This is a genomic window from Sphingopyxis sp. BE259, assembly GCF_031457495.1.
Classification (GTDB): Bacteria; Pseudomonadota; Alphaproteobacteria; order Sphingomonadales; family Sphingomonadaceae; genus Sphingopyxis.
Genome location: NZ_JAVDWM010000001.1, coordinates 2,500,505 through 2,518,638, shown reverse-complemented (window position 1 = coordinate 2,518,638; position 18,134 = coordinate 2,500,505). Strand labels below are relative to the sequence as shown.

Annotated in this window: 15 protein-coding genes; 10 read left to right on the top strand and 5 right to left on the bottom strand. The window is 60.5% G+C overall.

Annotated features, from left to right (window positions below; genetic code table 11):
* Positions 1 to 3: 3 nt before the first annotated feature.
* The gene (locus J2X44_RS12140; RefSeq protein WP_310084329.1) at positions 4 to 933 is read right to left on the bottom strand and encodes a restriction endonuclease PLD domain-containing protein; all 930 of its coding nucleotides are present in this window, start codon (positions 931 to 933) and stop codon (positions 4 to 6) included.
* Between the two features lie 89 nt (positions 934 to 1,022).
* Between J2X44_RS12140 and J2X44_RS12135 the strand changes: the two genes are divergently transcribed.
* The 7 genes from J2X44_RS12135 to J2X44_RS12105 all read left to right on the top strand — a co-directional run bounded on the left by J2X44_RS12135 (position 1,023) and on the right by J2X44_RS12105 (position 9,170).
* On the top strand, positions 1,023 to 3,974 hold the full coding sequence (locus tag J2X44_RS12135) for a DEAD/DEAH box helicase family protein (protein WP_310084327.1): 2,952 nt from the start codon (positions 1,023 to 1,025) through the stop codon (positions 3,972 to 3,974).
* A 6-nt stretch (positions 3,975 to 3,980) separates the two neighbouring features.
* Complete coding sequence (locus J2X44_RS12130; protein WP_310084324.1) at positions 3,981 to 5,519, top strand: ATP-binding protein; 1,539 nt, start codon at positions 3,981 to 3,983, stop codon at positions 5,517 to 5,519.
* Positions 5,520 to 6,041: 522 nt separating this feature from the next.
* A complete protein-coding gene (locus J2X44_RS12125; RefSeq protein ID WP_310084321.1) occupies positions 6,042 to 6,275 on the top strand; it encodes a hypothetical protein in 234 nt (77 codons plus the stop codon).
* Positions 6,272 to 6,664, top strand: coding sequence for a DUF3768 domain-containing protein (locus tag J2X44_RS12120; RefSeq protein WP_310084319.1), 393 nt, complete (start codon positions 6,272 to 6,274; stop codon positions 6,662 to 6,664). The genes J2X44_RS12125 and J2X44_RS12120 overlap by 4 nt, the downstream gene beginning before the upstream one ends.
* Before the next feature lie 14 nt (positions 6,665 to 6,678).
* Entirely contained in the window at positions 6,679 to 6,870 is a 192-nt protein-coding gene (locus tag J2X44_RS12115; RefSeq protein ID WP_310084316.1) for a hypothetical protein, read from the top strand.
* Positions 6,871 to 6,912: 42 nt separating this feature from the next.
* On the top strand, positions 6,913 to 8,769 hold the full coding sequence (locus J2X44_RS12110) for a ParB N-terminal domain-containing protein (protein ID WP_310084313.1): 1,857 nt from the start codon (positions 6,913 to 6,915) through the stop codon (positions 8,767 to 8,769).
* Positions 8,770 to 8,972: 203 nt separating this feature from the next.
* Positions 8,973 to 9,170 (top strand): DUF1289 domain-containing protein, encoded by a 198-nt coding sequence (locus J2X44_RS12105; RefSeq protein ID WP_310084310.1) that lies wholly within the window; start codon positions 8,973 to 8,975, stop codon positions 9,168 to 9,170.
* Between the two features lie 3 nt (positions 9,171 to 9,173).
* Here the strand turns inward: J2X44_RS12105 and J2X44_RS12100 are convergent, their stop codons facing one another.
* Complete coding sequence (locus J2X44_RS12100) at positions 9,174 to 9,515, bottom strand: hypothetical protein (protein WP_310084308.1); 342 nt, start codon at positions 9,513 to 9,515, stop codon at positions 9,174 to 9,176.
* Between the two features lie 169 nt (positions 9,516 to 9,684).
* Between J2X44_RS12100 and J2X44_RS12095 the strand changes: the two genes are divergently transcribed.
* The 3 genes from J2X44_RS12095 to J2X44_RS12085 all read left to right on the top strand — a co-directional run bounded on the left by J2X44_RS12095 (position 9,685) and on the right by J2X44_RS12085 (position 12,093).
* Positions 9,685 to 10,020, top strand: a complete 336-nt coding sequence (locus J2X44_RS12095) for a single-stranded DNA-binding protein (RefSeq protein ID WP_310084305.1) — start codon at positions 9,685 to 9,687, stop codon at positions 10,018 to 10,020.
* Between the two features lie 460 nt (positions 10,021 to 10,480).
* Positions 10,481 to 11,035 (top strand): hypothetical protein, encoded by a 555-nt coding sequence (locus tag J2X44_RS12090; protein WP_310084300.1) that lies wholly within the window; start codon positions 10,481 to 10,483, stop codon positions 11,033 to 11,035.
* Entirely contained in the window at positions 11,035 to 12,093 is a 1,059-nt protein-coding gene (locus J2X44_RS12085) for a relaxase/mobilization nuclease domain-containing protein (protein ID WP_310249298.1), read from the top strand. The genes J2X44_RS12090 and J2X44_RS12085 overlap by 1 nt, the downstream gene beginning before the upstream one ends.
* A 23-nt stretch (positions 12,094 to 12,116) precedes the next feature.
* On the opposite strand, the gene J2X44_RS12080 is transcribed toward J2X44_RS12085, so the two are convergent.
* From J2X44_RS12080 to J2X44_RS12070, 3 genes are all read right to left on the bottom strand, one after another.
* Complete coding sequence (locus J2X44_RS12080; RefSeq protein WP_310084293.1) at positions 12,117 to 13,781, bottom strand: recombinase family protein; 1,665 nt, start codon at positions 13,779 to 13,781, stop codon at positions 12,117 to 12,119.
* 473 nt (positions 13,782 to 14,254) lie between these two features.
* Entirely contained in the window at positions 14,255 to 15,739 is a 1,485-nt protein-coding gene (locus J2X44_RS12075) for a hypothetical protein (RefSeq protein ID WP_310084290.1), read from the bottom strand.
* The gene (locus J2X44_RS12070; RefSeq protein WP_310084287.1) at positions 15,739 to 18,108 is read right to left on the bottom strand and encodes a hypothetical protein; all 2,370 of its coding nucleotides are present in this window, start codon (positions 18,106 to 18,108) and stop codon (positions 15,739 to 15,741) included. Before J2X44_RS12070 ends, J2X44_RS12075 begins: the two co-directional genes overlap by 1 nt.
* Positions 18,109 to 18,134 lie beyond the last annotated feature (26 nt).

Sequence of the window (18,134 nt, the reverse complement as noted above, 5' to 3'; positions counted from 1 at the left end):
ATTTTAGGCGCGTCGATCCCGAAGATATGCCGGTATTAGAACTAGGGTCCGTCTAACGATCACGTTTCCTGCGCCCCCCCCTGTTTGGCGACCGCCTAAGTCGGTAGAAAGATAGCTGCGCCATTTCCCTCCGCGCGGACCTTTGTACGCATCTCCATGCTGCCTGATGAAATTCGCAAGCGGTTGCATAACTTCCGTGCCCGGATACCCCGTCGTGTTCGCCAGCAAATTTGAAATTAGGTTAGGATTCTTTCTCAAAAAACTCATCACGCCGTTGAACGCGATTGCAACATGGCCACTCATCTGGTTGCCTCCTTCTGCGCGATTAAGGAGAACCTTGGCATCGCGCTTGTGCGCACCCTGATACGTGCGAAGCCAGGCGAGAAAGCTTTCATAGCTCGCACCTGCAGCTTCTGGCTCGTCTTGCGTGGCTTTTGATGCGCCAGGACGTGAAATTTCAGTCAAACCCTCATCAATCCAACCGATGAGTGCTTTCAGGTTCTGTTTGGTGATCAACGTTGACTGCTGGAGATACGTGCGAAAAGTCCGAGACAACTCAGGATGGACCTGTTCAAAATCGACGAGAATCTCTGGCTTTCCGGAAAAGCCGTTTGCGGTAAAGTTAGCGCTACCCGTCCAGCTTGAAGCTTCGTTGATGTAAATTTTTGCATGGACCGGTGGCAGTGCGTAGAGTCTAAACTTCGATCCCATTCGCTGCATTGCGTCAAGCAGAGGCTTCGGGTCATTTTCAATAAATGCTGATGGAAAGTTATATGACTTAGGTAGTCTCGTAATGAGGCTGAATGTCTTGTGCCTATTGATGTTTATTCGTGAGATCGTCTTTTCCGATAGGAACGGCGATACGACATGCACTTTGTCCGAATCGAGTATCACATCGAGGTCACTTGGCAGGGCGTGACTTATGAAGCGCATGACAAAGCCTACTCAATCGGTATAAACTACAAGGGCCGACCATATATCTAAGCAGTTGTAAACCCTCCAATCATGTTACAGGCTAACCAATGCGCTTCGTCTTCGAAAACGACCTACCCCATCAGCGCGCGGCAATCGACGCCGCGCTTGGCATATTCGGCGACGGCAATGGCGGTAGCCAAGCAACCTTCACCGTCGCGCCGCTGGAAATCGCAGGTCAGATGGAGCTGGCCGAAAAAGGTGTCGGCATTGGCAATGTCTGTTCATTGGAGGGCGACGACTGGCTCCCGCACATCCAGGCCGTGCAGCTCGCCAATGCGCTGGAACCCGATGAGGCGTTCGGCGGGGCGGATTTTACCGTCGAGATGGAAACCGGCACGGGCAAAACCTATGTCTATCTGCGCACGATCATCGAGCTGAACCGCAAACACGGTTTCACCAAATTCGTCATCGTCGTTCCCTCGGTCGCCATTCGCGAAGGGGTAAAGAAATCGATCCAGCAGACCCGCGACCATTTTGCCAGCCAGTTCGACGGCGTGCGCCTGTCGGACTTTGTCTATGACCGGATGAAGCTGGGCCGCGTGCGCGAATTTGCCACGGCGGCGGATATTCAGGTGATGATCGTCACCATCCAGTCGATCAACAGCGCGAACAATGTGTTTTACGATGCCAATCAAGAGGCGCTGGGCGATCAGGCCGCGGCCGAATGGGTGGCGAAGACGCGGCCCATCCTGATCGTCGATGAACCGCAATCGGTCGAAGGCGGATTGAAGGGCGCAGGGCGAAAGGCGCTGGCGGCGATGAACCCGCTCGCCATGTTCAAATATACCGCGACGCCCGTGAATGTCGTCCATGCCATCCACCGGCTCGATGCGTTTGATGCGTTTTCGCTCGGGCTGGTTAAGCGGATCTGGGTCGATGGTGCGAGTGTGAAGGACGCGGCGAACAGCCCATATATCCGCCTAGCGGATGTCGAAGCGCGCAAGGGCCATGCGCCGCGCGCGCGGATCGAAATCGATAAGCAATTCGCCACCGGGCCAAGGCGCGAGGCGGTGTGGGCGCATGATGGCGATGCGCTGACGGCCCTTTCGGACGGGCGCGAAATCTATGCAGGGCTAGAAATCGGCCATATCGATGCGGGCGCAAAAACGATGCAGTTGATGCTGCCCGGTGACATCAAGACGATGGCGCGCGGCGAAGTCCACGGCGACGGCGCAGGCGACAGCCTTGCCACCGCGATGATCGCGCGGACCATCGAACATCATTTCCGCACCGAGCTGCGCAACCGCCCGCTCGGCATCAAGACGCTGTCGCTGTTTTTTGTGCCTGCGGTTGCGGATTACCGGCTTTACACACCGGAAGGGCCGAAGAACGGACCGCTCGCCGATGTGTTCGAACGCGAATATCGCAAGCTGGCGGCCCGCGAAGAGTTCCGCACTCTATTCGTGGAAACCCCCGCCGATCCGGTGCGGGCGCATGGCGGCTATTTCAGTCAAGACAAACACAGCGTTACGCCGTTCGAGGACAAAGAATTTTCGAAGAGCACCAGCGATGACAAGGTGGAGGAGCGCACCTTCGATCTGATCATGCGCGATAAGGAAAAGCTGCTCGATGAAGCCGAGCCGCTGCGCTTCCTGTTTAGCCATTCGGCGCTGCGCGAAGGGTGGGACAATCCCAATGTCTTCCAGATTTGCGCGCTTCGCGAAATGGGCACCGAGCGGTCACGCCGCCAATCTTTGGGGCGCGGACTTCGCTTGCCGGTCGACCACCACGGCCTGCGCCGCCGAGATGAAGGCATCGCGCGGCTGACGGTGATCGCCGATACCGAATATGCGACCTTTGCCGACGAATTGCAGAGTGAGCTGGAGAAAGAAACCAAGCGTCCCTTTGGCCGGGCAACTGTCGAGGTGCTGGCCAAGCTTTATTATCCCATGCCCGGCGCGAACGAACCGCAGGTGCTGGGCGTGGCCGAAGCGCGCGCTGTCTTCACCGGCTGGGAAGAGGCCGGGATGGTGGATGCGCTGGGCCGCGTGACCGACGCCATGCGCGAGGCGGTGGCGACGAATTCGGTGCCATTGCCGGATACGCTTGGCGCCGAGGCAAGGCTGGCGGTAAGGGCGCTGGCGGAGCGACTAACAGCCAAGCTGGTGCACAACACCGAAAGCAAAATCCGCGTTGAGCGGCGCGAGGAACTGATCGCGTCCGACGCTTTTCGGGCGCTCTGGGCCAAAGTGTCGGCGCGCACGCGCTATGCGCTGTCCTTCACTGATGATGACCTGATCGCCAAGGCCACCAGTTATTTGCAGCGTATGCCTGACCCCTCTACGGCGCGTGTGACGTGGGCGAGCGCCGAGTTGCTGATTGCCCGAGACGGTGTCGATACCGGCCGCGTGACCTATGCCGCGCCAAGGCATATCGGCGGCTTTACCGGTCCCATGCCGGACGTATTGAGCGAGCTGGCGGCGCGAACCGACCTGCCGCGCGGGATCGTCGCCAAGATATTGGTGCAGGCCGACCGGTTGGGCTGGGCGCGCGACAATCCGGCAGCGTTCGTCGAACTGGCCCACAAGGCGATCATACTCGCCCGCCGCGATATTCTGACGCAAGGCATCAGTTACGAACGCACCGGCGAACATTTCGAACAGACGTTGTTTGAACCGTTCGAAGCTGACGAAGCTGATCTGGTCGCGGTGGACAATGCCCCCACCACGCACATCCGCGTCGATTCCAAAACCATCGAACGGCCAATTGCCGAGCAGCTCGACCGGGCAGAACCCGTGACGCTGTTCGCAAAACTTCCAGACGATTTCAAGATCGACACACCGCTTGGCAGTTATAACCCCGACTGGGCGGTGACTGGCGGCGATAATGGCGCGCCCGCCATCCACCTCGTGTCCGAGTCCAAAAGCGATTTCGGCAAACTGCGCGAAGACGAAGAAGCCAAGATCCGCTGCGGAATTGCACATTTCGAGGCACTCGGGGTGGATTTCGTCAAGGCTGTGAACGCCGAAGATATCGTGCTGCGGTTGGTAGGGGAATAGCCGCGAATGGTCAGACGCTCCATCACCGACGAGGAGATCGGACTGATCAAAGCCATGCTGGCACGCGGCATGGCGAACAAGGCTATCCAATTCTATTTCAACCGGCAGGATCGCGCGGTCAATTCGGGCCGGATCAGCGGTATCAAGCACCGCGATTATGGCCCCGAAGTGCCAAAAGCCAGCGATGAAGCCCTGTCGGCCTTCATCGCCAATTTCACGTCGCCCGAACTATCTGCCCCCGGCATCGTCGTCGAAACTGCTCCTGCTGCACCGATGGATGCGATGGATGAAAGGATGCTGCGATCCTTCTTTTGTAAGGACGCAAACGGCGCGTGGCACAGCACTGCGGGGGAAACAGACGAATTTGAGTGCAAGGAGGGGTTCAGCCTTCGCAACTTTGGCAAGCCGCTGCGCACCATCGCCGGATTCGCCAACAATCGCGGAGGTTATCTATTTTTCGGGGTGAAAGACAAACCGCTTGGCTTTGCCGTTTGCGGGCTTGCAGATGATCGGTTCACGGAGACCGATCAGAACAAATTCAGCCAGACTATCCGTTCCGTGCTGGAGCCCACTCCGCGTTTCCGCGTCGCCAGCCTCAAACTTGACGCAATGACGGTCGGCGTAATTCACGTTGAACCGCATAAGGCCAAGCCCGTCATCGCCAGCAAGGCCGAGGGCGATGTTGCCGAAGGCGCGATCTATTATCGCTACCCTGGCGAAACCAAGGCCATTTGCTACGCCGATCTACGCGCCATCCTTGATGAACGCGATCAGCGGAGCCGCGAGGCCATATTGCCGATGGTGCAGCGATTGCTCGAACTTGGCCCCAAGGATGCGATGGTCGCCAATCTGGCCGACGGCCAGTTGGAAGGCGGCACTCGCCCGATCATCATCGACCAGCAGCTCGTCGACCGGATCAAATTCATCCGGGACGGCGAATTTGACGAAAAGGAAGGTGCGGAAACATTACGACTGGTCGGTGATGTCAACCAGGTTGACCTGTCATCGGTGACGACAATCAAAACGGTAAGAACCGAATTGACCGAGGAATCGATTGTTCGCAATTTTGTCGGGCGCGTGTTGGTCGATGAGCCATTGGCCTATGTTCGGCAGGCCAGCCATGAGCAGACTTTCCTTCTGCCGATCTTCTATTATCTGCACCTCGCGGGCCAAAGCCGCGAAGGCGCGGTTGCCGACTTGAAGGCGCACCGCAATGCCAAACCCAATACCGCCAAGGAGATTATTCGTCGCTTGAAACGGCAGCGCACTTTGTTTGCTGCGGCGGGTGGGAAGAGGTTGAATATTCTCAACCAGATCCGTGAACAGGCGGTTGGCGACATGACAACCGTCACACGGGTGAAGGCCGTGATGGACGCAATGACGGGTCTGAAAGACGCTGATTCCAGCATTTTCGATTATGCGAACGGCTTGGTGATTCAGGCGCTCGAATTCTGGGCTGAGGATCGCAGTCTCGTTAGCTATATCCGCAAGGCCGCTTCGCGCTTGGACGAGCTGATTTACGGGCCACAAGTTCCAGACGCATAGTTGTATGGGCGCTGCCCTTCGGGCGACCCGCTCTATTCGCTGGCGCGAACCAAGCCTGTAGTCTTGGCCCTCCGGGTGACGATCGGGAGCGTGGGAAAATGAGCGGGATTCTCCAGGGACGCACTCTGTCCCGCGCTGCGCGCTCCTTGAGGGTGCGAAGTCATTGGGCTGACCCGCCGACACTCTTGCCTCTCTCCTTGCCGTGCCGGCGGCGACGCGCGTTCGCTTCGACGGGCGGCGCTGCGCCGAAGGCGCAACAGCCTTGTCACCGCTCTGCTCGCCGCCACACCGCCCGCCGGCGTCGCGCCGCGCAAGGGTGCCGTTGTTAGTGCCGCGCAGCGGCGGGGGAGGCTGATCGCCTCCGTTCGTTTGATGGTGCGGGAACGCCAAGGGCTTTGCCCTCTCGTTCCCAAAGCAGAATAGGCGCCCCCGTGTGGCGGTCGCTGCGCGCCCGCTGGCCCGCGCCAGGGCGTCGATTCAGCTTTCCCTCCCCCTCCCATCCTCGCCGGAAGGCAGAGCCGCATGCCGCAGGCAGTGCGGCTTTCAGCCGAGGAAGGAAGGTTTCAGATGACCGATTTGCTCTTGAGCTATCGTGCTTGCGGCGCGGAGTGCCGCGACGATTATTTGCGCGGTGTCGCCAACGAGAACGGCTTGCCGCTGGAGTGTGTTCGGAAGATCGCCGACCGGCTTGGCGAGCGCGAGGATTTCGGGGCGCTTATCCTGATTTGCGAAGAGCGTCGGGGGCGGGTGCAATGAGCGCGACCCTCACCAGCCAGCGCGAGCGCATCGCCCGGTTGAACGACTTGGCGCGGCAAGCGATGGGCGTTGCCTGCACCGCCGTTGCGACAGTCGGTTTTCGGTCGCTGCCCGAAGCGGATCAATCCTGCGTCCGCGAGTTGATCGAAACCTTTGACGCCTTCGACGAGGACAACGACCCGCACGGCGAACGCGATTTCGGGACGATATACCAGACTGCCGATGGAAGCTGGACGACCGAGCGCCCGCGATTGCGCGAGGATGAGCGCGGACGGGTGTTCTGGAAACTCGATTATTACGACCGCCAGATGGAGTTCGCCAGCGAGGACGCGGCGAACCCTGCCGTCACGCGACGCGTCCTGACGATCATGCTGTCTGATGAATATTGAGCGGAGGCAGAGCCATGAAGCGCAAAGACTTGCCCACCGTTGCAGCCCCCGACCCCAATCAGATCATGATGGCGGGCATAGCGCCCGTCAGCATGGGCGAACGGCTTGGTTGGCTTGCCGCGCAGCCGATGCAGCCCCGCCGTGAGCAGCGCCCGCTCGACATCGGGTTTTGGGACCCGATGCGAAACCAGATCGAAATGTTCTGACCGCCGACCAATCAATCAGCCATTACACCAAGGATTACGACCATGACACTCCAGACCGTCAAACTCTCGCAACTTCGCCTATCGCCGTTGAACGTGCGGCGCGTGAAGCCGAAAGCCATCGACCAGCTTGCCGCCGACATACTGGCGCATGGTCAGTTGCAGAACCTTGTCGTTTACGCCGAAGGCAATCGTTTCGAGGTTGCCGCCGGAGGCCGACGTTACCGCGCCTTCAAGCAGCTTGAGAAGGCCAGGGCGATTTCTGCCAGCCATCCGGTCAGTGTGGACGTGCGCGACAAGGCCGAGGCAGTCGAACTGTCGCTGGCCGAAAATGTGAGCCGCGAGGATATGCACGTTGCCGATGCGGTGATCGCTTATGGCGACCTCCGTGCCGAGGGCAAATCGCCCGAGGATATTGCCGCGCGGTTCGGCGTGGCCCTGTCCTACGTCAAGAAGGTGTTGCGGCTGTCGGCATTGCACCCCGATGCGCTTGCCTGTCTGGCACGCGATCAGATCGGCATGGAGGCGGCACAGGCACTGACCCTGACCGATGACCACGACCGCCAGCTTGAGGCGTTGAAGCGTTTCGGCAACAGCGCCCACCAAATCCGGCGGATGCTGACCGAGGAGAAGATCGGCACGGGTCATGCCCTGTTCCTGTTCGTCGGGCGTGGTGCCTATGTCGCAGCGGGCGGGACGATTACCGCCGACCTGTTTGCGGAAGGGGGCGACGGTTATGCCGACGACCCCGAACTGGTTGAAACACTGGCAACTGCCAAGATGGCAGAGATCGAAACGGGCTATCGTGGGGAAGGGTGGAGCGATGTTCGGGCATCGCTCGAACGACCAGACGACTATTACAATCTTGTCACTGTCCACGCCGAGGGGAAGCGCGAGCCGACCGAAGCCGAAGTGGCCGAGCGCGCGCGTATTCAGGAATCAGCCGACGCACGACTTGCCGAACTCGGCAAGGGCAACCAGTGGGGCGACAGGGTTTTCAACGGCCTGGAGCGAGAAGCCCGCATCCTTGAAAACCGCCTGTGTGTGTTCACCGACGAGCAGAAGGCAGACAGTGCGATGGTGCTGTTCGTCGGCAACGGCGGCGAGGTCGAGGCCAAAGCTATCCGCACCAAGCGAATTGCCAAAGGCGGCAGCGGCGACGCAGCCGCCATCAAGCCCGATTATTCGGGGGCGATGATCGAGACACTATCGAAGATCAAGACGCTGGCTGTGCAGGAAGCGGTCGCCACCAATCCCGCTCTTGCGCTCGACATCTTGCTCGATTGTCTTGTCGGGCAGGGCATTCACCGCGAACCGTCCTATTACTCCCCGCTGTCGCTTCGGCTCGAAGAGTTCAATGCCGCCGTTCCTGACGACATGATGACCCTTGGCGACATTGCGTCGGTTGATGAGATCGGCGGCGGCGACTTCGCTGCCATGCCCGAGGTCAACCGGTTCGCGGCCATTCAGGCAATGGACGCCGAGGCCAAGGGCCGGTTGCTGGCGTTGCTTGTGGCACGGCAGATCAACGGCGGCGAGACGTCCGGTTCGCGCCGTGATCGTCGCCACCAAAGGTTCGACCAGATCGCCTTTGCCTCTGGCGTCGATATGGTCGCCAAGTGGCAAGCGCCTGTCGCCTTTTACGACCGGCTCAAAAAGCCTGTGATCGCCAAGATTATGGCCGATGTGCTGGGCAAGGCCGCCGCCGACAATTGCGCCAAGATGAAGAAGGGCGACCTTGCCGCTGCGGCCGCCGAGCGGATGGCAGGGCGTGGATGGCTGCCGCCCGCGCTTGTGATCGCCGAGCCGTCCGTCGAGGTCGCGCAGGAGCGCCCCGTGTTTGACGACGAGGGCGGCGACGACGACGAAGCCACCGAGTTCGAGGAGGAAGACGCGGTATGATGATCGAGAGGGCGGGCCGAGCGGCCCGCCCTTATTTTCTTGTTTCCGTATTCCCAGTTCAAGTGTTCGCGCGGCCCGTCCCTGCTGGACGGGCAAAGGCCGGACGTTCCGGCCGGCCTCAAATCGGCACGACAGCTTATAGCTGCCGTGCCGATTGCGCGCGAAGGATAGCGAGCGAGCTGCTTCGCGTTTAGGGGAACGGCATGACCGACCGCCCTCAATCACCCTGTGTTGCGGTCTGCGCGCTCGACGCGCGCGCTGGGCTTTGCGCAGGCTGCGGTCGCACCATCGCCGAGATCGGCGAATGGGGCGAGGCGACTGCCGAACGGCAGTGCGCGATACTTGCCTTGTTGCCGAAGCGGATGGCCCAGCTTGCCGCCGGTCAGCCGGTCATGCTGTAATCGTCATGCCGCCGCCTTCGTCGGGATCATGCCAATCGAGAAGCAAATCGCCGTTGCTGTTGATGCCGCCGCCGCGGTTGTGGCGGACGGCCCGGACGGGTTGAAGGTCGCGGGCTGCGCGCAGCGTGTGCGTGCTGGAGGTCGGCGAGACTGTTCGGGGGCGCGCGGCCTGGTGGGGCCGTAGGTGGCGGGTGAGCTGGCACCGGCTGTGACATTGCAGACCTCGGTGTCGATACGGCCAGAACTGATCGAGCGAAGGATCGGCAGTTTCTCTTGTCCGGGGTTGGCAGGACGATTTCCTTGTTTGCCGGTTTCGTGGCTGCGCGCGTCGCCTAATACGATCAAGCAAAAAACCGGACGCCCAGATGCCCGCAAAGGCGGGCGAGGCGTCCTACGGTTTCCGCCCCATTGCATGGCGCGGAGCCTCCGTTTTTTTGGCTGGATCGCGGCTCCTTCGCGGCCCCCTTGAAGACCGTCAGGAAATCACCCTGCAATCCAAGACGGAGTAAGATCCATGCAGAACATCGCAGAATTTCGGATCATCGGCCGCATCGGCAAGGTCGAGGTCAAAGAGAAGGTCACTTATCTTTCGGTGGCCTCGAACTACAACCGCAAGGATGGCGACGACTGGAAGACCGACGCGCACTGGAACAGTGTCACGCTGTTCGACAAGCTCGCCAAGCGTCTGACGGCCAGCAAGGGCGACCTCGTTCACATCACCGGTCGCGTCCGCCAGAACCAATATGAGGCAGGCGGCAGCACCCACTACGGCGTCGATCTGATCGCCGACGGCATCGCGATCCTCGCCAAGAAGGACGGCGGCCCTGCCGATGACGAAAAGCCGGACTGACCACCCAGCGGGGCGGCGACAAGCCGCCCCGCTTCTTCACTGCGTCCGATGCCGCCGATAAGGCAGGCCGAGGCGGCGCGCGGCACCAACGGGGTTGGTGTCGCGCGCCGCCGTTTTTTTTGCGCGTTGATGTTGGCAGGAATGGGGGCGGTCGGTTGGTCGCTCTGTCGGGATAGTGTGGCCAATGCGGCTCGCCCTGGCAGTAGTATCCGGGGGAGGCCTATACGCTGTCGGCATCTTCACACGGCCAGCGACGCGACCGGAGGAATGGGCGCAGGCTGATTACTATGGGCGCTATCGCTCGTGTCGAGCTGCCGAGGATCGGAGCGATGATTCGGCGATTCTGCCTTCGTTAGTTTGGGAATTTGTCGGTTATTGTCTTGATTGCAGGATATGCCTAGCGGCGCGTGTTGTCTTACATTGGCCTATGATTTCAGCTTTGCTTCACCGGGCATGATTGATGGCGACAAATTCTGGGCCAACCACTGCGATGCTAAGCGTCCGCGTCGATGCGCAGGCGCTTACGGCGTTCGATAGCTTCGCGGTCGGTCGTGGCGGTCGGAGCGCTCTGGTGCGTCAGATGATCGAACGGACGCTGCAAGAGAACAGCGACCGACCACATATCGACCGCCCGGAGGGCGCCGCGCGCAACCGGATCTCGCTGCGGTTTACTGAGGTCGAAATTGCCGTGATCGCGCACCGCGCATTACAGCGTTCGACCGATCGCGCCGGCTGGATCAAGGCATTGGTGCGCCGCCACCTTGCCCTGAAATCACGGGTCGATGACGGCCTGCTTGCTGAACTCGCACCGATCAGAATGCAGTTGCTCCGCATCGGTCGCAATCTCAATCAGGCGATGAAGGCCGCCAATGCAGCCATGCTCGAAACCGGCGACAGGAAGATCGAACCCGAGCTGCGACGGATCGCCGATATGCGGATGGAGATTTCCGAGCAGGTCGCAGCCGTCGGCGATGCCATGCGCGGCGATGCGAGCTATTGGACGGTGGCCGACTGATGGCGATGGGATCAAGCTTGGAATCAGCCGTGTGGGAAGCGAGCCGTCCGCCGTATCGTGTGCGCTATATCCACGATCCGGGCGCCCAGCCCGGCGTGCCGCTTTACGCCAGCTACGGTGTCGCCAATCCGAAGACGGCACGCGCCAAGCTGGGCCGGATCGTGCGCGGCGCGCCCGAGGTGGTGGTCAAGGTCACTGGCCGTCAGCGGGGTGGCACCCATGTCAAAGCCCATCTCGGATATATCGGGCGGAAGGGGGCGGTCGAAATCGAAACCCGCGATGGTGAAATCCTGACCAGCAAGGACGACATCGCCGAGCGTGCGGCCGAATGGAGCGATACGCTTGAATGGCGGTCGCGGCCAACGGTCTCGTCGGTGGCGCTGATCTTCTCGATGCCCGAAGGCACCGACCCTGATAAGGTGCTGGGAGCCGTTCGCGCGCTGGCCCATGCCGAACTCAGCGACAATCACGATTATCTCTTGGCGCTTCATACAGACACGCCGCGTCCCCATGTCCATCTGACGGTTCAGGCCGAAGGATTGGACCGCAACCGGTTCAATCCCAGACCGGTTCAGCTTCACCGCTTTCGCGAGCGGTTCGCCCGCGAACTGCGCGAGCGCGGTGTCGCCGCGGAAGCCACGCCGAGACGGGCGAGAGGAAGGGGAGTTGCCGGATCCAGCATTAGGCTAGTCAAACTTCGCGCCCGTCTGGCGAGCGTGGCCAGCGGCGTGATGACCAACGCTGACAGGCGAACTAATGAGCAGGCCATCGCCGTTGCGCGCGGTCAGGCCAATCTTCCATCCTTTATCGTCAAAGGCAAAAACCGCTGGCAGGCGATATGCCAAGCTTACCGCCAAGCGGCCGCCGCGCTGGATGCAAGTGGGCAACCGGATGATCAGGCGCTCGCACGGGACGTTCGAAGATTCCTCGACAAGCAACCCGACGTACATGCCACGCCCGAAATCTTTGCCGCGCGTCATGCCCAAGCCCTGTCGGCAGCGCGCGGTAATCATGATCCGCCAATTCCCGAGCCACCACCGCACGATCGAGGGCGCTAATATACGCGGCGGAACGATATGACCTAGCTAGGTTCGGCGCTGAGCGGCGGCTCGAGCCGCGCCCTCCGATGGGCTTCTTTCAATAGCTCGCTTTGCGAGGAAAAGTAGCCGATGCGAGCATACGCTCCTTTCAAACCGCCAAGGCGATTCCGAAAAAACGAGCTTGAAGGAACGGTCGGGTCGGAATCGATCAGTTGCAACGACAAATAGCCGTGCTTGATCAACAGGCGCCTCAGTGCAGCATCCAGTTCCTCATTTCGGATCCGGCTTCCTTGCGCGGTGCGCATTATGGGAATGAGCCTAACTTTCTTCCTATGCTCGTATTGCTCTCGCTGCCTAGATAGAGCAGCCTCCTGCTGTGGGGAAAGTGGGCCGACGGGCAAGCCCGCGACGATCATCGCATTCAGCAATCCGCCAAATCTATATGAGAATAAAGATCGGCTTGGGGAGGTGGGATCAGCGGAGATTGAGCCGCCGTCCACATACCCCTTCTCGAGATAAATACGCCGAATTACGTCGAGAAGCATTTCTTCAGTCCATTGGAAGCGCAGGCTGTTGCGGTCGTTGTGCGTCGGCTCATCAAAACCAATCAAAAGATAAGCTGCCGACATGCTCCCAAATCGTCGCATGTAGGTGCAAGGATATGGCAAAAACGGCGAATTTTTTATGAGAAAGGTTGAGAGGGTGCCTTTTTCGGCCAACAGTTGCCTTAGCCCTTCCAGCAGTTCCTCGTTGGTATAGGAGTTAGGCGCGAGCTTCGCGAGCCTGGCAGCGGCATCAGAAAATAGCTTTTTCGATATGATGGGTTTCAGAACATCGACCTGCGCCCAGTCCTGCACAGGCGCGGGATGAGGGGCACCGACATTGCTGTATTTCCGGCCAAATATGTACGTTCCGATGTAAAGTTCGTTTCTGAGCACGTAACGAACTGCGGGAGCGCGCCATTCGGCCCCATGCACTTGCGTGTGGCCTCGTGTGTTGAGCCACCGCGCGATCTCGGCAAGGCTCATCTGATCTTCGACGAACATCCGAAAAATTCGCCGGACGGCAGCGATTTCCTCAGCTGGCCCCCAGATGAGAACGACCCTGTCCGTTGTGAGTGCCTTTCGTTGCCCTCGTTCCAGAACCAAACGCGGGTTGCCGTGCTCATCGACAACTTGCCTGCGGGTGCCGAAGGGGTTCATACCGCCTTGCTTGAACCCCAATCGGGCCTGCTGACGTTGGGCACGGGAGACTTTCGTCGATAGTTCGCGACTATATTCGGCTGCCATGACGCGCTTCATGTGTTTGACGATCGACGCCATCGTGCCGCCTTCGTTCTCAAACGGCTCATTGCAGTAATGCACAGGTACGCCGGCCTCGCGGCACATATATTCGTAGTGCGCAGCTTGGTCGGTATCTTGGAATCGTCCCCATCTGCTTACGTCTAGGACCAAGATCGCTTTGTAAGGCATCGCTCCAGAAAGCACGTCGCTCAAGAGGCGTTTCAGGGCGGGTCGACCACTGAGCGTCAGGCCGCTTTTGCCAGAATCGAGGTAGGTTTCGACGACTTCGAATCCCCGAAGTGACGCATATGTCGCTATAGCTGACTGCTGATTATCGGGAGAGTAGCGCTGATGCTCTGTCGACATTCTGATATATTGTGCCGCCCGCACCGGATCGGTGGCGGGCTTTATAATTTTTCTCACGCGTTTTCCTTGGTTCTCGCCGCGCGCCGAAGCTAATTCAGCGACTGCATTCCGCAGCGCTACGAGATATGTGGGCCTGGTGAAAGAAAACTAAGCAACGGGAATAAGGGGGTTAGTCGCTACGAATTTGATCATTTGCAGCGCGATGGCTTTTCGCAACCGAAGAGACACAACCTGCCGTCTCGCACCGGTCGGAACAGGGCGTGAGCTACGCGCACGATCTAATTCGTAGGTAGTTGCGAAGCGGCTGCCCGAAACATGCCATTCCACTTTGGGTTACGCAGCCAATTGCCATTTTATCGCTTGTCGGGTCTCCCGGGATCTAAAAAATGTTGTACTCGACCATGTCGGCAGGTCGGCAAAAATCTTTCCGGCCTCATCCTTGCCGATTTTGACGGGGGCCAGGCTCGCCTGCTGTCCGTCGAAGTCGTTGCGACCTATAGGAAGGCTTTACGCCTTGGAGCTTGCGAGCGTCATATCAGATCGCATTGCTGGGCAAGGCTGATCGCTGTCCGCAGCCGGTCCGGCGTTGGCCGCGGCATACCGCGCGTTCCTCGGCCACGGGTAACGCGCCACCCGCCGGGCTCGAGAACAAGCCGCAGCCGCATGATCTTCTTAGCCCCGGCACGTGCGTCAGCGAGGCCGCGGCCCACCGACCAGTAAGTGTGCTGTGCAATGAGCCAGTTTTCGATCATATGCTCGAGGAATTGCTGAGGACTATTATCACCGATCCGGTCCAGGTCGGCGGCTGCAAGCGCAATCGGAAGCCGCTCGCGTCGCTCCGATCGATCGTGCAAAGACGCGTTTGCCAGCATGGGCACCGCAATCGCGGCGAGTGCAGCCGGGACGAAGGTCGCACCGCTCGGAAAGTTGGTCTGCAACGCATCCATTGCGTCGACGGGTGACACTGCGGTGGCGGCAAGCGCCTCGAGCCACGGCCGAGCGGTCTGTCCTTCCTCTGGCGGCGTGCGTTCGAGCATATGCGCGGCGAGGGCTTCGGTGGTCATCGTGCCACCGCCGATCTCGGCAATGATCCATTCGAACAGCGCTTCCAGCCCCAGTCGGAAGGACTGGCGCATCTGTACCCGCCTCCAGTGCAGCGCAGGCTCTGCGATCTTTGCATCTTCCAGTTCGAGCATCGCCGGGCGCAGTTCGCCTTCGCCTTCATCCTCCTCGTGCTGATCATTAGCAGCGCGCGTCAGGAGCTCGAAGCCGCCGCGTCTTTTGGTCGGCGCCCGGGCGCCCATCAATCGCTCGCGCATGGCGCGTTTTTCTTCTTCTAGAAGATTCTCCATGTCCCAGATCGCGGCCCAGCTCTTCGCGGCTTTTCTGGTTAGTGTGCAGAGGCCGCGTTCGCGAAACAGCGCATGCCGGAGCAGCGGCTTGATCCTCGCTTCGAATGCGTCGAGCAGCTCGGCGGTCGCCTCGCCTGGAAAGCGCGTGCCCGCGTAATTGCTGTCGTCTTCGAGCAGCCTGAAGGCGCGAAGGCCCGGGCCGTAGTTGATAGCAGCGGTGAGCGCGGTCGAATTGCGGCGTGCCTTCACAAATGCGGTCCAGTCCGCATCGCCGAATAAGATTTTATCCGCAGCCCCCCACCGCGACCAGACGACCTGCTTGCCGGGCAAATCGACGTCGACTTCGTCGTTCTGCAGCATCGACCAGACAAAGGCCACTTCGATGCGAGCGACGAAATCTTCATGCGCCGAAACGGGCAGCGCCTCGCCAGACTTGCGGGCAAGTTCAATCGTTCGCCGCCACGCCCACGTCACCAGCGTGAAGGGCCGGATATAACGGGCGACATTGTTTAGACCGGGGAACACGTCGTTCATGAGGTCGAAGTTGATCTGCCTCAGGCCCAGCGGATCAACGCCGCCGAGACCGGCGCCTGCGGGATCGACGATAAAGCAACTCTTCGCCTTCCTACTCAGCTCTTCAAATTCGGCGAGCGACGATGTCATCAGGGGTTCCTCGTCAGAATGAAGCCGTGGCAACGTGCTTCGCAAAGGCCGGTGCTTCGTAATCGATTGGCTTCCTCGTCAGGGATGGCGATGCTGCAACGCCGACAGGCCTTCACCGGATGTTCGACGAACTGGACACGGCGCTTACCCGCTTCGCGTTGGCATTGGTCGAGCAGTTGCGGCCACATCTCATGAAGGGGAAGCACCGTGAGGCGGCTGGGAAATTGACCCGCCTCAAGCGCAGTTTCGAGGGCGCGGACATCGTCATAGATCGTCCGCGCAGCTTGGATTGCCTTCAGCGTGTCGAGCGCATCTGTGCCCGGCGCCATAAAATCGACGAGCCCGGGAAGCGCCCATTGATCGTCGGGCAAGCAATCAGGATCGATTCCGAGCTTCAACATACGCCCGCGCGCTTTTGCTGCGTCGAACTCGGTTCCACCCGCGGCAAGGTAAGCGATGCACCACGCCATCATAGCCCGCGCCTCGCCGCCAAGCTCGATATCTTCCGCGAGCCGCAAGATGCGCGACAGCAGGCTTTCGGTTGCCGGATCTTCGGTCGTTACGCAAATGAACCGGATAATGCGCGCCACGTTCATGAGCTTCACGTCATTGTCGACTTGCCCCGCAAGTTTCTGAAACAGCTCGGGAAGACGTAGGCTGAGCTTGTCAGTCGCATTTGCGTTGCGCTGCCTGCGGACTCGCTCGCTGCGATCGGCTTCGTCTTCATCATCCTCCGCCGCAGGTGTCGCTGTGGCCATGCTCCGCAGGAAGCGCGCGACGAACTGCCGCCACGCGCGCTCTTCCTTGCCTGCATCGCCGCCGCCGCTGTCTTCATTTCCACCGCTGTGTTCGGCGCCGCCGAGCTGGCCCGTGCCGACGCGCGCCGCGTCGACCAGCGGATCGGGGCGCTTCTGCTGCGAACCGGTGCCCCGGCTGGCAATTATCGGCTCGACGTTCAGGATCTCGGGATTCGTGCGCACGAACTCCATCAGCGCAAGAACATGCTCGGGGGTCTGCATGCCGCGCATGACCGCCAGCATCGACGGTAGCGCCTTGCCCGCCCGCGATTTGATCGAACCAAAGTCGGGAGCGATCACGAAACCCTCCGCGATACCCTCTCCCGACACTAGGCGGAGCTGAATGCGCCCCTCAAGCGACAATTCGGCCTGCTGGTCGAGCTTCTCCATCGGAATGGAGAATTTGCCATCCTTTATAGCCACGGTGCCGAGATCAATCGGACGACGGTTAAGTTCCATTGTGACGACCGCCTGCTCGGTGCGCCACGGCGTTAATATACGTCCGTGAATGCCGCCGTCGGTGTGCGCCGCCACCAAAATTCCTGTCTCGGCGGCGCCGTCGTCATCGTCCTCCAAAGACACAGCTTGCTTCGGCGGCGCCTTGACGGCTGTGAACTTCCAGCGATGCCCCGTTCGGCGATCGACACGCAATGTGCAAAGCTCGACATTACGAACGCCAGCGCCCCCGTAAAGAAGTCCCGCCGAGGTCGCATTGGCGCTGCCCGACAGGATGAGGCGTCCCTCGGCGCAGCCGATCTCAATGATTTTGGCATGAAGACCACGCTTGGCTTCATCCTGGCCGACGAGGTTGGTAAGCTCGACCGGGCGGACGATCGCCGAGCGCCGCGGCCAATCCATGTCCTTCGGAGCGGGAACGCGGGTTCGAGGGACATGCGCCTCGACGTGCGCTACCCCGAGCGCATCGGCGAGCTCTTCGATCGCCACTGCGTCCCAATAGGGGGATGCGATCGAGAGCGAGCGCGCGCCGCCGATCGCTTTGGCCGCGGAGGTAAGCTGCTCCGCGATCGGCGCCTCCATACTGCTGATGATACGGACGCTCCCCTCATCGCGTCCTGCCGCTGCCGACGCGGACAGCCGTGCGCCGAGCGCTTCGCAAAGTGTGCGCGCGTCGTGCTCGCAGGTCTGCGCCGTGCCAAGCACGGTGAAAAACCGGCCCAGATCGCCCACGGCCAGTGCCATCCCATTGGCGTGCACATGATCGAGGCATTCGAGATTGGCCGACCAGCCGCCGAAAGTGAGATTGCCGGACCCCACGGTCGCGTGCGTAGCGTCATCGGACTCGAGAACCATCAGCTTAGGGTGGAAGCAGCCGGCGCGCGCGGCCACGGGATGAACGGCGTATTCGCGGCCGATGCGAACGGCGCCGCGTTCCTTGAGCGCCATGCGGTAGCCGAGGGGATCGGTGAGGATCGTGATGTCCGACACGCTCTGCCGGAGCAGCGCCTCGACGAGCACCGCCTCGGTGAATGACGCGCTGAACGAATAGGTCGTGAAGGTGGCGCGGCGCCATTTATGCGCAGCGATCAAATCGAGCTGTGAGAAGATTTTCACAGGCGATCCGCCCCATAGGCGGCAGT

Bases quoted from the DNA above. Each gene is read 5' to 3' on its own strand.
- J2X44_RS12140 (WP_310084329.1), bottom strand. From the start codon at position 933: ATGCGCTTCATAAGTCACGCCCTGCCAAGTGACCTCGATGTGATACTC.
- J2X44_RS12135 (WP_310084327.1), top strand. From the start codon at position 1,023: ATGCGCTTCGTCTTCGAAAACGACCTACCCCATCAGCGCGCGGCAATC.
- J2X44_RS12130 (WP_310084324.1), top strand. From the start codon at position 3,981: ATGGTCAGACGCTCCATCACCGACGAGGAGATCGGACTGATCAAAGCC.
- J2X44_RS12125 (WP_310084321.1), top strand. From the start codon at position 6,042: ATGCCGCAGGCAGTGCGGCTTTCAGCCGAGGAAGGAAGGTTTCAGATG.
- J2X44_RS12120 (WP_310084319.1), top strand. From the start codon at position 6,272: ATGAGCGCGACCCTCACCAGCCAGCGCGAGCGCATCGCCCGGTTGAAC.
- J2X44_RS12115 (WP_310084316.1), top strand. From the start codon at position 6,679: ATGAAGCGCAAAGACTTGCCCACCGTTGCAGCCCCCGACCCCAATCAG.
- J2X44_RS12110 (WP_310084313.1), top strand. From the start codon at position 6,913: ATGACACTCCAGACCGTCAAACTCTCGCAACTTCGCCTATCGCCGTTG.
- J2X44_RS12105 (WP_310084310.1), top strand. From the start codon at position 8,973: ATGACCGACCGCCCTCAATCACCCTGTGTTGCGGTCTGCGCGCTCGAC.
- J2X44_RS12095 (WP_310084305.1), top strand. From the start codon at position 9,685: ATGCAGAACATCGCAGAATTTCGGATCATCGGCCGCATCGGCAAGGTC.
- J2X44_RS12090 (WP_310084300.1), top strand. From the start codon at position 10,481: ATGGCGACAAATTCTGGGCCAACCACTGCGATGCTAAGCGTCCGCGTC.
- J2X44_RS12085 (WP_310249298.1), top strand. From the start codon at position 11,035: ATGGCGATGGGATCAAGCTTGGAATCAGCCGTGTGGGAAGCGAGCCGT.
- J2X44_RS12075 (WP_310084290.1), bottom strand. From the start codon at position 15,739: ATGACATCGTCGCTCGCCGAATTTGAAGAGCTGAGTAGGAAGGCGAAG.